Annotated in this window: 17 protein-coding genes; 9 read left to right on the plus strand and 8 right to left on the minus strand. The window is 58.1% G+C overall.

Annotated elements, in window-relative coordinates:
* Nucleotides 1-79: 79 nt before the first annotated feature.
* Nucleotides 80-547, plus strand: coding sequence for an Lrp/AsnC family transcriptional regulator (locus tag Q0O99_RS03540; RefSeq protein ID WP_293748606.1), 468 nt, complete (start codon nt 80-82; stop codon nt 545-547).
* Between the two features lie 13 nt (nt 548-560).
* On the opposite strand, the gene Q0O99_RS03545 is transcribed toward Q0O99_RS03540, so the two are convergent.
* The 5 genes from Q0O99_RS03545 to Q0O99_RS03565 all read right to left on the minus strand — a co-directional run bounded on the left by Q0O99_RS03545 (nt 561) and on the right by Q0O99_RS03565 (nt 5057).
* Complete coding sequence (locus Q0O99_RS03545; protein ID WP_293748608.1) at nt 561-1352, minus strand: SDR family NAD(P)-dependent oxidoreductase; 792 nt, start codon at nt 1350-1352, stop codon at nt 561-563.
* 39 nt (nt 1353-1391) lie between these two features.
* Complete coding sequence (locus Q0O99_RS03550; protein WP_293748610.1) at nt 1392-2678, minus strand: TRAP transporter large permease; 1287 nt, start codon at nt 2676-2678, stop codon at nt 1392-1394.
* Between the two features lie 7 nt (nt 2679-2685).
* Nucleotides 2686-3252, minus strand: coding sequence for a TRAP transporter small permease (locus Q0O99_RS03555; protein ID WP_293748612.1), 567 nt, complete (start codon nt 3250-3252; stop codon nt 2686-2688).
* Entirely contained in the window at nt 3222-4211 is a 990-nt protein-coding gene (locus Q0O99_RS03560; protein ID WP_293748614.1) for a TRAP transporter substrate-binding protein, read from the minus strand. Before Q0O99_RS03560 ends, Q0O99_RS03555 begins: the two co-directional genes overlap by 31 nt.
* Before the next feature lie 234 nt (nt 4212-4445).
* A complete protein-coding gene (locus Q0O99_RS03565; RefSeq protein ID WP_293748616.1) occupies nt 4446-5057 on the minus strand; it encodes a PolC-type DNA polymerase III in 612 nt (203 codons plus the stop codon).
* Between the two features lie 232 nt (nt 5058-5289).
* Here Q0O99_RS03565 and Q0O99_RS03570 point away from each other — a divergent pair, with 232 nt between their 5' ends.
* Nucleotides 5290-6378: an alkene reductase gene (locus Q0O99_RS03570; RefSeq protein WP_293748618.1), complete on the plus strand. Its 1089-nt coding sequence runs from the start codon at nt 5290-5292 to the stop codon at nt 6376-6378.
* A gap of 28 nt (nt 6379-6406) precedes the next feature.
* Here Q0O99_RS03570 and Q0O99_RS03575 read toward each other — a convergent pair whose 3' ends face one another.
* The gene (locus tag Q0O99_RS03575) at nt 6407-6697 is read right to left on the minus strand and encodes a type II toxin-antitoxin system RelE/ParE family toxin (protein ID WP_293748620.1); all 291 of its coding nucleotides are present in this window, start codon (nt 6695-6697) and stop codon (nt 6407-6409) included.
* The gene (locus tag Q0O99_RS03580; protein WP_293748622.1) at nt 6694-6996 is read right to left on the minus strand and encodes a CopG family transcriptional regulator; all 303 of its coding nucleotides are present in this window, start codon (nt 6994-6996) and stop codon (nt 6694-6696) included. Before Q0O99_RS03580 ends, Q0O99_RS03575 begins: the two co-directional genes overlap by 4 nt.
* A 159-nt stretch (nt 6997-7155) precedes the next feature.
* Between Q0O99_RS03580 and Q0O99_RS03585 the strand changes: the two genes are divergently transcribed.
* The 7 genes from Q0O99_RS03585 (at nt 7156) to Q0O99_RS03615 (ending at nt 13079) form a co-directional block, all read left to right on the plus strand.
* Nucleotides 7156-7395, plus strand: coding sequence for a plasmid stability protein (locus tag Q0O99_RS03585; RefSeq protein ID WP_293748624.1), 240 nt, complete (start codon nt 7156-7158; stop codon nt 7393-7395).
* The gene (locus tag Q0O99_RS03590; protein ID WP_293748626.1) at nt 7392-7817 is read left to right on the plus strand and encodes a type II toxin-antitoxin system VapC family toxin; all 426 of its coding nucleotides are present in this window, start codon (nt 7392-7394) and stop codon (nt 7815-7817) included. Before Q0O99_RS03585 ends, Q0O99_RS03590 begins: the two co-directional genes overlap by 4 nt.
* 21 nt (nt 7818-7838) lie before the next feature.
* The gene (locus tag Q0O99_RS03595) at nt 7839-8507 is read left to right on the plus strand and encodes a metallophosphoesterase (protein WP_293748627.1); all 669 of its coding nucleotides are present in this window, start codon (nt 7839-7841) and stop codon (nt 8505-8507) included.
* Nucleotides 8508-8762: 255 nt separating this feature from the next.
* Nucleotides 8763-9710 carry a TRAP transporter substrate-binding protein DctP gene (gene dctP / locus Q0O99_RS03600; RefSeq protein ID WP_293748629.1) on the plus strand — a complete coding sequence of 316 codons (948 nt, stop codon included), beginning with the start codon at nt 8763-8765 and terminating at the stop codon, nt 9708-9710.
* A 12-nt stretch (nt 9711-9722) separates the two neighbouring features.
* The gene (locus tag Q0O99_RS03605) at nt 9723-10217 is read left to right on the plus strand and encodes a TRAP transporter small permease (RefSeq protein WP_293748631.1); all 495 of its coding nucleotides are present in this window, start codon (nt 9723-9725) and stop codon (nt 10215-10217) included.
* Nucleotides 10214-11512 carry a TRAP transporter large permease gene (locus Q0O99_RS03610; RefSeq protein WP_293748633.1) on the plus strand — a complete coding sequence of 433 codons (1299 nt, stop codon included), beginning with the start codon at nt 10214-10216 and terminating at the stop codon, nt 11510-11512. Before Q0O99_RS03605 ends, Q0O99_RS03610 begins: the two co-directional genes overlap by 4 nt.
* Nucleotides 11513-11528: 16 nt before the next feature.
* Complete coding sequence (locus Q0O99_RS03615; protein WP_293748635.1) at nt 11529-13079, plus strand: class I adenylate-forming enzyme family protein; 1551 nt, start codon at nt 11529-11531, stop codon at nt 13077-13079.
* Nucleotides 13080-13105: 26 nt separating this feature from the next.
* On the opposite strand, the gene Q0O99_RS03620 is transcribed toward Q0O99_RS03615, so the two are convergent.
* A complete protein-coding gene (locus tag Q0O99_RS03620; protein WP_293748637.1) occupies nt 13106-14026 on the minus strand; it encodes a nitronate monooxygenase in 921 nt (306 codons plus the stop codon).
* Between the last annotated feature and the right edge of the window lie 100 nt (nt 14027-14126).

Below are 14126 nucleotides of genomic sequence, written 5' to 3' on the forward strand. Positions count from 1 at the left end.
CGGCGCATGTGCTGCGTATTTGCACCCATCAGACCTTTATTTAAAGCACAATATGCCGAAATTAAAAGGAATTCAGCACATGATTCTGGACAGCATGGATTTGAAGATACTGGACGAGCTGCAGCGCGACGGCGCACTGTCCAACGTGACCCTGGCCAAGCGCATTGGCCTGTCACCCTCGCCCTGCTTGGCGCGTGTCAAGGCTTTGGAGAGCCATGGCGTGATCCACCGCTACGTGGCCTTGGCCAGCGCGGCGGCGCTGGGGCTGGGCCTGACGGTGTTCATCTCCATCAGCCTCAAGACCCAAAGCAAGGAAACCTTGGCCGACTTTGAGGCGCACATCGCGCGGCACGACGAAGTGATGGAGTGCTATTTGATGACCGGCGACAGTGACTACCTGTTGCGCGTGGCCGTGCGCGACATGGCGGCGCTGGAGCGCTTCATCTTGGAGCAACTCTCGCCCATTCCCGGCGTCGAAAAAATCCGGTCCAGCTTTGCGCTCAAACAAGTGCGCTACAAAACGGCGCTGCCGCTGGGTTTGGGTTGAACGCGCTCGCGGCTCAGGCCCGGATCGAAAACCCGCCGTCTACCGCCAGGCATTGGCCAGTGATGTACTGGGCTTCGTCAGACGCCAAAAAGGCGGCGGCCTTGGCAATGTCCCAGCCCGTGCCCATGCGGCCGGTGGGGCACATCGCATTGCGCTTTTCCACCATCTCTTCATGCGAAGCGTATTGGCCTGCAATGGCTTTGTAAATGTGGGGCGTGTCCATCATGCCGGGCATGATGGCGTTGACCCGGATGCCCTTGCGTGCGTATTCGAGTGCCATGGACGCGGTCAGGTGGTTCACCGCAGCTTTGCTGGCGTAATACGCCGGATAGGGGTAGCCGGTGTAACGGATCGCGGCGAGTGATGAAATGTTGACAATCGCGCCTTTGCCTTGCCGCACCATGACGGGCAAGACCGCCTGGCAGGTCAGGAAGACACTCTTGAGGTTGACATCCATCGCATGGTCCCACTCCCCCTCATTCAGCGTTTCCATGGTGCCCATGGCAGGCAAACCCACGTTGTTGTGCAGCACGTCAATGCGCCCGAAATGCGCCACGATCTCATTCATGACCGCGTTCACTTCATCGCGCTGGGTCACATCGCAGCGCCAGGCCACGGCCGTACCGCCTTCGGCGACGATCAGGTCCACCGTGGCCTGAGCAGCGTCCAACTCGATGTCGATGGCCGCAATCGTCGCTCCGTCACGCGCATATTGCACCGCCGCCGCTTTGCCATTGCCCCAACCGGGTCCGACCGAACCGGCACCACACACCACAGCCACACGGCCATCAAAACGACGAGTCATGTCTCAACTCCTGGGAAAAAGACAGCCAGCGGGCCTTTGTCAGCGCCCACCAATCACGGAGGGCAACCACAAAGAGATCGATGGCACAAAGGTGATCAAAAGCACGACACCGATGGCGGCGGCCAGAAATGGCAACACTTCCCGGTTGACCTCGTCCGACCGCGCCCCCGCAATGAGTGCGCCAATCGACAGGCTGATGGCCACCGGCGGCGTGATCAAACCGATCAGCAAATTGATGCCGACGATCATTGAGAAATGGTAAGGATCGATACCGAACTTGGCCGCCACCGGGTACAGCACCGGGCACAGCAGCACCAAAGATGGACCGTTTTCCATGAAGGTGCCCACCAAGAGCAGCAGCACATTGACCAGCAACAGGAACACGATGGGGCTGCCGATGGAGCCGAGCATCCACTCGGCAATGCGCTGGGGTGCTTGCTCATACGCCAAGAACCACGACACCACCTGCGCCCCGCCCAAAATGATCATGATCACCGCCGTGCCGCGTGCCGAGCTCACCAGTGCCTGCCAAATCTTGCGCCAATTCAGTTCGCGGTGAATGAAAAGACCCACCATCAACGCATACACCACCGCCACAGCAGACGACTCGGTCACGTTGAAAATGCCTGTGCGAATGCCCACGATCAAAAACACTGGCATCGCCAATGCCCAAAAAGCCAGCTTGAACTCGCGCCAAATGCCCGCCAAGTTCACCTCCTGCGCCGCCGGGTAGCCGCGGCGCCTGCTGATCACCACCGCCACCACCATGATCGCGCTGGCGTACAGCACGCCCGGAATCACCGCTGCCATAAAGAGCTTGAGCGGTGACAAATTGGTCAACACGCTGATCATCAAAAATGTGATGGAAGGCGGAATGATCGGCCCCACCACGTTGGCCGCCGCCGTCAGCGCGGCAGAAAACCCCCGTCCATAACCCGCCTTGATCATGGCCGGGATCAGCACCTTGCCGAGCGCCGAGGTGTCGGCAATGGCAGAGCCAGAAATGCCCGACATCAATGTGGCCGAAGCCACGTTGGTCATGGCCAGCCCACCACGAAAACGACCAAACACGGCATTGCAAAACCCGAGCAAACGGTCGGTCATGCCGCCCTGCGACATGAGCTCCCCAGCCAGCAAAAACAACGGAATCGCCAGCAGCAAAAAGCTGTCCAGCCCTTGGTAAATTTGCTGGGGAACGATCATCAGATCAATGTCACCGACAAACACCACCGCAATCGTGGCCGACAGCACCAGTGCAAACGCAACCGGCACCGCCAAAAGCAACAGCACCGTCAGGGACAGCAACAGCACACCAAGCATCGTCATGGGATTCTCAATCGGTTGGGGACAGCGAGTCGACCGGCGGTGTCTCCCCCCCCATGCGGGCCAAGGTGAGCATCAGCGCCAGCAACACCGCGCCAATGCCCATCGCCGAATAAGGGATGGCCATGGAAATTTCCAGTGCAGGGGAGTCCTGCGTCGCGTTCATGTCGGCGAAACGTGCCCCCGACCAACCCAGCACGGCGGCTGTGGTCATGATGCACAAATCCCGAACAGCCAGCAGCCAACTGCGCACAGATGGGGGCACGGCGTTGACCAATGCCCCCACAGCAATGTGCCCACCATCGCGCAGACAGGCGGCAGCCCCAAGCATGGCCATCCAGGCCACAAGCATGCGGGCAACCTCTTCGGTCCACCCAGGCGCTTTACCGATGACATACCGGCCAAACACTTGGTAAAACAAAGACAAGGCCAAGGCCAGCAACATCAGTCCCAACAAGATGTTAAGGGTTTTTTCGATGCGCACGGCCCAGGCAATGGCCAACCGGGACAAGCCCTTAGGCGCCCCAGTTTCAAAGGCTCGCTCGCTCACTTGACGTTCGCGAACTTGATGGCCCAAGGTGCCAAGTCAGGGAATTCCTTGCCAATGTCGGCCACGCGGGCTTTCATGGCGACGGTGTCAATGGCGTTGAACTTCATGCCGTGGCCTTCGAGCTTCTTGCGTAAGGCGCCTTCTGTCGACACCATGGTGTCGGTCGCCTCCAGCATCACACGCTCGCCTTCGTCTTTCAGGAGTTTCTGCACGTCAGCAGGCAGACGCTTGAAACGTGCGTCCGAATAAATCCAGGTCATGGCGCCAATCACATGGCGCGTGTCGATGGCGTACTTCTGAACTTCGTAGTACTTCATCGTGTCGATGATCTCCAGCGGGTTTTCCTGCCCGTCAACCACGCCCTGCTGCATAGAAGTGAACATCTCGGCCATACCCATGGGCACCGGGCTGGCACCCAGCAACTCCCAGGTCATGCGGTACATCTTGAGCGGGGGCACGCGCAGCTTCAAGCCCTTGATGTCGGCCACCGATGCCACAGGCTTGTTGGAGCTGAGCCAGCGTGCGCCACGGTAGCCCGCACCAATGATGCGGAATGAACTCTTTTTGGCCACTTCTTCCATGAACTCGGCACCCACAGGGCCGTAGTAAACCTTCTTGAAGTGGTCGACATCGCGCACCAGATAAGGATAAGCCTCAAGGCCTGGCAGCACGTTGTAACGGTCGAGCGTACCGATGGACTGGAGCACGATGTCGTTGGTGCCGATCTTCAGGCCCTCGATCGAGGCAGGCCAATCGCCGGTCGAGCCACTGGCCGCGATCTGAATTTTCACCTTGCCACCCGACTTGGTTTCCACCGCCTTAGCATAAGACTCGGCGGCATTGAACCAGATGTTGCCAGGGTTGTAAACGTGCGCCATTTTCAGGACGATCGGGGCCTGCGCCCAGACAGGACCTGCAGACATACCTGCCACCATGGCTGCAGCACCAAGTGCCTTGAGCATTGCGCGTTTGTTCGTCTTTAACATCTTGAAAGTCTCCTGAATGAGGTGAATGATTTCGTGGCAGCCACCATGTTCTTGCTGCTCAAATCAGTATGTCACCCGATACCCACATGCCCACAAGGGAAAACCCTAGGACTCATGCCCACCAGCACGGATGCAGTTACCTGCGTGACACAGCGCAAACTCAAACCCCAAGGGCTTGGCGCGATCCTGACAGACATGAGCTGATCATTTTTGCGACTTGGTTTGCGCTTTTATTCAGCCCCCCGCCCGCGCTTTCAAATACGGCCCCACCATGTGCCGGCTGGTGCGCTGCAGGCCCATGAGCAGTGCGTGGTCGGTTTGGCTGCAACCGTAGCGGGTTTTCAGATCGTGCTGCATCTGCGCCAGCAAATGCGCGGTCATCTCGGCATCGGCCATGGCCCGGTGGGCGCGGCCTGACGAAGGCAAATGGTGCAGCGCGGCCAGTGTGCCCAGCTTGTGGTTCGGTGCTTGCGGGTACAGGCGGCGCGACAGCAGCAAGGTGCAGGCAAAGGGGTGCGCACCGTCTTGGCCGCAGCGCGCCAGCTCGGCCTGCCAGAACTTTTTGTCAAAGGCCGCGTTGTGCGCCACCATGGGCCGGCCCGCCACAAAGCGCGCCGCCTCGCGCATCACCTGCTCGGCCGGCGGCGCGGCCTGCACCATCTCGTTGGTGATGCCGGTGAGCTGCGTGATGAAAGGGTTCACCCGCACCCCGGCGTTCATCAGGCTCTGAAAGCGGTCCACCACCTGCCCGCCCTCCAGCATCACCACCGCCACCTCGGTGGCACGGTCGCCCATGCCCGGCGAAATGCCCGTGGTTTCAAAGTCGATGATGGCGATGGCGCTCACGGTGATGTCCGTTGTCAAGAGGGGGGTGCGCCATTATCCCCAGTGGTTCAGGTATGCCGTCGCCACAAGAGTGCGAGTGATCTCCCGCAGGTCGGGCCTTTAGGTCCGACATTTCAATTGGCGGTGATTCACAAGGCGCATCGTCGGACCGTGAAGGCCCGACCTACAGATGCCCTGGGTGCACCCATAATCAACGTCTTCGTATTCACCCTCTGCATGTTCCCACCCCCCCATGACCGACACCCTTGCCCAACTCTTCCAACCCACCCGCATCGGCGACATCGACATGGCCAACCGCGTGGTCATGGCCCCTTTGACCCGCTGCCGCGCCGACGAGCCCGCAGGCGACATTCCCGGCAGCGCCATGAACATCGCGTACTACCGCCAGCGCAGCAACGCGGGCCTGATCATCAGCGAAGGCACACAGGTCTCACCCGGAGGCAAAGGCTACATGGCCACACCCGGCATTTACTCGGATGCGCAGGTCGAAGGCTGGAAGCCCATCACCCAAGCCGTGCACGCGGCGGGCGGCAAGATCGTGGCGCAAATCTGGCACGTGGGGCGCATCAGCCACCCCGACCTGACGGGCGGCGCTGAGCCCATCGCCCCCTCAGCCGTGGCCGCCAAAGTGATGGCCTATGGCCGCAACGGCAAAGTGCCCGCCCCCGTGCCACACGCCCTGAGCGAAGAAGAAATCAAAGAAGTCGTGCAGCAATACCGCCAAGGCGCGGCCAACGCCATGCGCGCCGGTTTTGACGGCGTGGAAATCCACGGCGCCAACGGCTACCTGATCGACCAGTTCTTGCGCGACAGCACCAACCTGCGCACCGACGCCTACGGTGGATCGCCCCAAAACCGCATCCGCTTTGCGCTGGAAGTGGTGGACGCTGTGGCCGCCGAAATCGGCGCAGGCCGCACAGGCATCCGTCTCTCGCCCGTCTCGCCTGCCAACGACTCGGCCGAGAGCAACCCCCAAGCGGTGTTCGGCCCGCTGGTCGAAGCGCTCAGCCAACGCGGCATCGCCTTCATCCACTTTGTAGAAGGTGCCACCGGTGGCCCGCGTGACCTGACCGGCTTTGACTTTGCGTGGGCACGCCAGGCCTTCAAAGGCGCCTACATCGCCAACAACGGCTACACCCGCGAGATGGCCATCGACGCCATTGATTCTGGCCGCGCCGACGCTGTGGCTTTTGGCCGCGCCTACATCTCCAACCCCGACCTGGTGCAACGCCTCAAAGCCAACGCCCCATTGGCCAAAGCCAGCTCCAGCACCTTTTATGCACCAGGGCCTGAGGGGTACATCGACTATCCGGCGATGTGAGGGCAGCCAAGTCAATCGGATCAGCAGGTCAGTGGTAGTCCTGCTCTCGCTGATGCCGCAAGGCCAGCACGAACACGACATCGGCGGTCGCGTCATGGACGTACAGCGCTAAATAGCCCGAACGCCCCCGTGAAATCACCAACTCGCGCATGCCATGGGCCACAGGCCGGCCCATGAGCGGGTGACGCTCCAACACTGACAAAGCGTCCAGCACCAAGTCCACGGTTTCAACCGCGTATTCAGGCCGGTTGAGAAGCAAGAAATCCACCAGCTCTTCGAGGTCCTGAGCGGCCTCGGGCGAGTGCACCAGACGCGTCATGAACGCGGGGCCAGCAATTGCTCCAGGCCCTGCACGGGCGGGCGTTGGCTGTCGATGCCGCGCACCTTGTCCTTGAGGTATGCCGCCATGGCCTGCCCATCCACACCCATACCGGTTTGCAGCAAGTTTTGCCTGACCTGCAAGGCCTTGGCCACCCAGGCGCCATCTTCGTTTGAGCGGGTGACCGCCGACTCGATGGCCTGCACCATGAACGCGTGCGGCGTGACCCCGCGCTGACTTGCGGCCAGCAGCACCTTGGCACGGGCCTGTTCATCCAATTTGACTGAAAAGGTGGGCATGTGATGGCTCCTGTTGCCTTCAGTATAGCCGGGGTGTTACCTAATGAACACCGACTGTGAAACTATCAGACCATGCGGGTGTTGCCAGTCAGGAAGTCAAAAATTGATATCAAAATAAATAAAGTGATATCATTCAGGCCGATTCAAGGAGACTCGGCCGTGTCATCCATCACCATCCGCAACTTGCCCGAAGAAACCCACAGAGCCCTGCGACTGCGCGCCTCATTGGCAGGGCGCAGCACAGAGGCCGAAGTGCGCGCCATTCTGGAACAAGCCGCACGCCCGGCGGGGCGAATCCAACTGGGATCGCTGCTGGCCGAAATTGGCCAACAAGCTGGCGGCTTTGACTTGGATCTTGAGCGCGACAAAACACCCGCTGAGCCCATGAGGTTTGAATGATCTTGCTCGACACCCACGTCATCTCTGAGCCACTGAAACTGTCAGCAGACGCCGGCGTTTTGGCGTGGATTGATGCGCAATCCATAGCCACCCTTTACCTGTCCGCCATCAGCCTGGCCGAATTGCGCTTTGGCATCGCGGCCCTGCCCGCGGGCAAACGCAAAGAAACCCTGCACCACGGTTTGGAACAACGCATCCTGCCTTTGTTTGCAGACCGAATCCTGCCTTTTGACGTCGCCGCATCGCAAACCTATTCGGACATCCTTTCGGCAGCCCGCGCCCAAGGCAAAGCCATATCGAAGGCTGACGGCTACATCGCCGCCACCGCCAAGCGCCATGGCTTCATGGTGGCCACGCGCGACACCAACCCGTTTGAAGCGGCAGGCCTCACCGTGATCAACCCCTGGACAGCTCAGCACTGACCACCCCCAAGCGCTGCACACATGAACGGCCCCATCCTCTTTTGCGGCGATCCGCACGGCCAATGGCAGCACATCATCGATGCGGCGCTGCAAAACGACGCCCGCGCCGTCATCTTGCTGGGCGACCTGGAGCCGGCACGCCCGCTGCACATCGAGCTGGCGGCCATCCGCGAACGCGTCTGGTACATCCACGGCAACCACGACACCGACCACGCGGACAACTTTGCCAACGTCTGGCACAGCGAACTGGCCGAGCGCAACCTGCACGGCCGTGTGGTCACCCTGCCCTGCGGCACGCGAATTAGCGGGCTGGGCGGCGTGTTTCGTGGCGCCGTTTGGTACCCCAAAAACACCCAAGCCCCCAAGTTTCGCAACCGCGAAGAACAGGCCCGCATCACCCTGTGCCAAGACCGCTGGCAAGGCAGCGTGCCCCTGAAACACTGGTCCAGCATCTACCCCGACGACATCGAACAACTGTCAGCACTGCAAGCCGACATCCTCATCACCCACGAAGCGCCCGGCTACCACGAACACGGATTCCATGAGCTGGACGAACTGGCTCGCCGCATGGGCGTGCGCATGACGGTGCATGGCCACCAGCACGACAACATTGACAGCAGCTTGCGCTGGGCTGAGCAGGGTTTTGAAAGTTATGGGGTGGGGTTGCGGGGGCTGATGGCGTGGCCTTGAGAGGGATGACTGGGTGGCAAAGCGTTTCGAAAACAAGAGGGAGCGGGTAAACCCCTAAAAAAGTCAACAACCAAACGATTGTTTTGCAGGACTCCAATCGATAGCATGAAGGGGGCACACATCAATTTCCGCCATGTGGCAACTTTGAAAAACGACTAGGAGTCAACGATGAAGAAACATTTTCTGGTTACCTGCGCTGCGCTTGCCCTTGCACTACCTTCGCAAGCCCAAGATTACCCATCCTTGTCATTGAAGATGGCACACCCTCTGGCACAAACCTTTCCGGGTGCCGAATGGGACAAGTGGTTTGCTGAAGAAATTGAAAAGCGATCTGGCGGAAAGATCAAAATTCAGATTTTCTGGTCTGGTCAGCTGGGTGGCCTCACAGAAATTAAAAACTTGGTGGGCAATGGCGCTGTGGACATCGGCGTGTTCGCTCAAGCAGTTCATGCTTCTGAGTTGCCATTAACTTCTGTTTCAGCCGGTCTTCTCAACAGGGTATCCGCTGATGCGAAGACAGGCTCCGAATTGGCACGTGCCAGCTACGCGACCAAAACTGTGACCGATGAACTCCAGGCTCAAAACCTCAAAGTCATCAAGTGGACAGTTCCCTCCCCTTACAAACTGCTTTGCAACAAGGCGGTCAACACCTCCGCCGACCTCAAAGGATTGAAAGTCAGAGCGGTTGGCGGCGCCTATGTGCCCATTTGGATGGAGGCTTATGGCATGGTGCCAACGCGGGTTCAAGCCACCGAAATCCGGGAAGGTCTGCAGCGTGGAACGCTCGATTGCAACTTCGGCCCCATCGAATGGACGCCTTTTTCAGACTTGCAAAAAGTGGCACCATATCTTTCAGACTTGAATACGGGCTCCTTCACAACCTTCCAGATGTACGTGCCCGCCAAGGCTTACAACGCATGGCCACGCTCGGTGCAGACCTTGTTCACGCAAGTGGCTCAAGAAGCCATGCAAAAAGACCTGGCGGCTCTGCCCAAAGTCGAAGCCGATGCGATGGACAAATTCAAAGCCACAGGTGGCAGCATCGTTCAGATGAAAGATCTGCAAAATTTCATCTCGCGTTCGCCTGACATGATCCAAATCTGGGTCGACAAGTCCACCAAAGACGGCATGGGCGAGAAGATCAAAGAATTGATTCCACTGCAAAGGAAAGCGGCTCAAAGCTTTGCAAACTCGCGCAATTGATATGACTGTCAAATGAATGCATTGATTCATTGGACAGAGAAAGCGGCACTGGCGGTCTGCGCTGGTGCCGTTTTCATCATGATGGTCGTTGGCGCGATAGACATCGTGATGGGCAACGTGTTGGGCTTTTATTTGTCGTACAAAGTTGAATTGTCCGGGACGCTGTTGGCCAGCAGCATTTTTTTGGCTTGCAGTCCTGTCCAAAGGGGCAATGAACATATTCGAGTGGATTTGTTTGAATCTTTTATGGGGGATAAAACCAAAAAAGCAACCACGCTTCTTGGCACCCTTTGCGGCCTTTTGTTCATTGGTTTGATCACCTACGGACTCTGGCATCAAGCCATCAAAAGTGTGATGATTTTTGAGGTCTCGGCAGACACTTCTGGTTTTCCAATTTGGCCCTGGAAGTTGGCATGCCCCATTGGCGCAAGTCTTTGCGTTCTGACCTTGATCGGTCAACTGGCTCAGCAAATTTTCACGTCCCCATCATTGAAGGAAAGCAAGTGACTACGGGACTGATCGGTTTTGTCGCCATGCTTTGCCTGTTGGGTTTGGGTGTCCCTGTCGCTTACGCAGTGGGTACCGTAGCCATCACAGGCATCTTTTATGCTGTTGGATCGACTTTTCTGTTGTCCACCATCCAGTCCCTCCCCTACGCATTTGCAAGTGACTACAACTTTGTCGTTGTTCCCTTGTTCGTTTTGATGGGCACATTGGCATCACGAGCTGGGATCATCACTGATCTGTACAAAGCTGCTTTTCAGTTGACCAGTGGAATTCGTGGCAGCCTGATGATGGCGACTGTGATGGCTCAAGCCATGTTTGCAGCCATATCGGGCTCGACAACTGTTGCGGCAAGCATCTTCACGCGCATGGCTTTGCCAGAAATGATCCGCTATGGCTACAACCCAGGCGTATCTGCTGGCTGTGTCGCTGCTGCTGGCACTCTGGCAGGGCTGATTCCGCCCTCCATTGCCATGGTGCTGTTCGCCGTGCTGACGGGCGAACCCATTGGCAAGCTGCTGATCGCTGGCATCTTGCCGGGTGTCATGACCGCAGTGGGCTACATCGTGGGCATTCGGATCATGCTGATCTACAGACCCGAATGGGCCCCGATGATCAGCGAAAGATTCAGTTTGAAGCAAAAGCTGCAGGGCATTTCAAAAGCTTGGGCTGTTTTTTTGCTGATTGGTTTGGTGGTTGGCGGCATTTACACAGGCACGTTTCCGCCTTCAGCTGCAGGTGCCGTTGGCGCCACCGGTGTTCTTCTGATTGCCCTGTCGACCAAGCGTTTGCCCAAGGGTGCGCTGTGGGAAAGTCTGATTGAAAGTGCACGCATCTCCGCTGTACTTTTCTTGATCGTCATGGCCGGTCTCTTGTTCAGTCGATTCCTGCTGATCAGCGGCTTCATCGGCGACCTCAAAGCATTGGTGGTCACCCTGGAGATGAGCGCCTTCGTGTTCATAGCCTTGGTGGTTATTCTGTATTTGATCCTGGGCTGCTTCGTAGACAGCGTGTCATTGATGATCATCACGCTGCCCTTTCTTTATCCCATTTCCACGTCCCTGGGCATCAATGGCATCTGGTTTGGCGTGCTCATCATCAAGCTCATTGAAATTGCCGCCATCACGCCACCCGTGGGTCTGAATTTGTTTGCGGTTTTGTCATCGGGCAAGGGGCTCGTCAATTCGCGTCAATTGTTTGCAGGTGTCATGCCCTTCCTCGTCATGGAGGCGGTATTGCTGGCATTGCTGATGGGTTTCCCTGCCATCGCCACCATCTTGCCCGAATTGATGGACTGAACATCAGGAGAAGAATATGAGGGCGACAGACGCGCTGGACAAAGCGGGATTGAGAACGCCTAACGCCATCTTCGTCCAGCAGGGCGGCATTTGCGTGAGCTACCAAGAGGCGGTAGCGATGTCCCATCGAATCGCTGCAAAAATCCAGCACATGGGCATTGCGCCGGGCACCCGTGTCGCCTTTTTGTCCCCCAACGATTGGCGTGGCTTGATTTTCATGTACGGGCTCTGGCGCGCAGGCATGGTCTTGGTGCCTGTCAACGTCAGAAACAGCCCCGTCTTGAATGCAAGCATTTTGCGGCAACACCAACCCACGGCCATGGTGCACCACAGCCATGTCGCCACGCTTGCCGCGCACGTGAAAGCAGAACTGCCAACACTGTCTCAGTGGTGTTGTCTTGACCAACAAGATGGCGACCTACCTTCGCTCATGGATTGGATGGCGCCTGCTGGCTCGGTGGCCAAAGAACTGCCCAACGATCCTTTGGCTCCTTGGACGCTGTATTCCACCAGCGGAACCACAGGCAGCTCCAAAGGTGTTCTGCACACGCACCTGTCTAATTACGTGACCAGCGTCGACATGCTGTTTGCCATGCGCGCGCACGAAGCCAAACGGCATTTGGTGGTGGCGCCCATGACCCATTTTGCGGGCAGCTTCATCTTCGCACTCACCATGACCGGGTCCACGCATGTGTTACTGGACAAGGCGGACCCGCTGGAAATCCTGCAGACCATTCAGAAAGAAAAGATTCAAATCCTCTTTCTGCCACCCACCGTGATTTACATGCTGCTGGCCTCTGAAAAAATCAACGCATTTGATTACGCAACGCTGGAACATTTCGTTTATGCCGCAGCGCCCATGGCCGAAGGACCCCTGAAACAGGCCCTGTCGGTTTTTGGTCCCGTCATGGTGAACATGTATGGTCAAGCAGAAGCCATCGGTCCCATCACCGCTTTGTCACCCACCGAGCACATGCAAGGCGCAACACCTGCACCTGCGAACGTCTTGCGATCGATTGGCTCCCCCTCCATCAGCCGACAAGCGCGGGTCATGCGCGAAGATGGCCAATGGTGCGAGACAGGCGAGCCCGGTGAAATCGTCTTGCGCGACTGGGTCAGCCGTGCCGCCTATCTGGACGATGAACCCGCAACGGCTCTGGTGCACCGTTTCGGCTGGTACCACACAGGTGACGTGGGTGCCATGGATCAAGACGGCCGCATCACTCTCTTGGACCGTAAAAAAGACGTGATCATCTCTGGCGGCTTCAACATCTATTCTGCCGGTGTAGAACAGGCTTTGATGACGCATGCAGCTGTACAGGAGGCCTGTGTCTTTGGCATTCCAGACGACAAATGGGGTGAATCGGTACACGCCGTGCTGGAACTCAAGCCCAACTGCGTGGTCAACGCTGTCGAACTGCAGAACTTGGTGAAAGCGCAAATCGGATCGGTCAGTACACCCAAGTCACTGGAATTCACAGACAGCCTCCCCAGAAGCGCAACGGGCAAAGTGCTCAAACGGGAACTTCGAATGCGCTACTGGCAGGGCAAAGACAGGGCGATATGAGCCGCCGAACAGATGGCACCCGTGGTTTATCGGGCGACACCTTCAGTGGCCTGAAGCCACTCTTGGTGCAATGTTTCAACCCTTCGGGCCACTGTCTCCACCGCGCCCACAGAGGCCACACCCTGGCCAGCACTCCACGCGGTTTTCCAACTGGCCAAATCGCTCGACCCCTTGGGCAGCAAACTGCCATCGGCTTGCATGATGCCTTGCGCCAGCAGGGACGATTTCAAAAAGTTGGCAGGGATGCCCGTCACCGCATCGGTCTTCACAATGTCATCGGCACCGGCACTGGCCAAAGCCTCTTTGTACGCTGGCGACGCCATGCTTTCGGGGGTGGCGATGAAGGGCGTTCCAATGTAGGCCATGTCAGCCCCCGCCACTTGAATGGCTCTGACTTGACGCCCGGTGCTCAAACAACCCGCAACGGCCAAGGGGCCCGACCAAAAGCCTCGTACCTCCTCGATGAAGGCAAAGGGGTTGATCCAACCTGTATTGCCGCCTGCGCCTGCCGTCAAAAGAACCAGCATGTCCACGCCCGCCGCTATGGCTTTTCTGGCATGCCGGACAGTGGCCACATCCGCCAACACCTGACCGCCGTAGGCATGAACGCGCTCGACCACATTGACGGGCGACCCAACAGAAGTGATGACCCAAGGAACACGGTGGTTGATCACGATGTCCAAATCGTCATACCGCCTTCCATTGGAGGGATGCAGGATCAGGTTGGCCGCACAAAGCCCAGTCGCGCCGCGTGTTCGGTCCTTGATTTCTGCCAGCCAGGCATCCAGCAAAGCGGGCGTTCGGGCGTTGAGCGTTGGAAAAGATCCCACAATGCCTGCGTTGGCCGCTGCCACCACCAGTTCGATACCGCTGACCAAAAACATGGGCGCGGCAACCACCGGAACCTTGAAAGAAGAAAGCGCTTTGGTTTCCATGCTGACCGACATAAAGTTTCCAAGAGAAGTTCTGTGAACCACGGATGAAGTGTTTCAACCTGACAAGCCATCTGCCAAGACAAATCAAATTACCATGAATTCACCGAAGGAG

This window comes from Limnohabitans sp. Rim8, from assembly GCF_945901735.1.
GTDB lineage: Bacteria > Pseudomonadota > Gammaproteobacteria > Burkholderiales > Burkholderiaceae_C > Limnohabitans_A.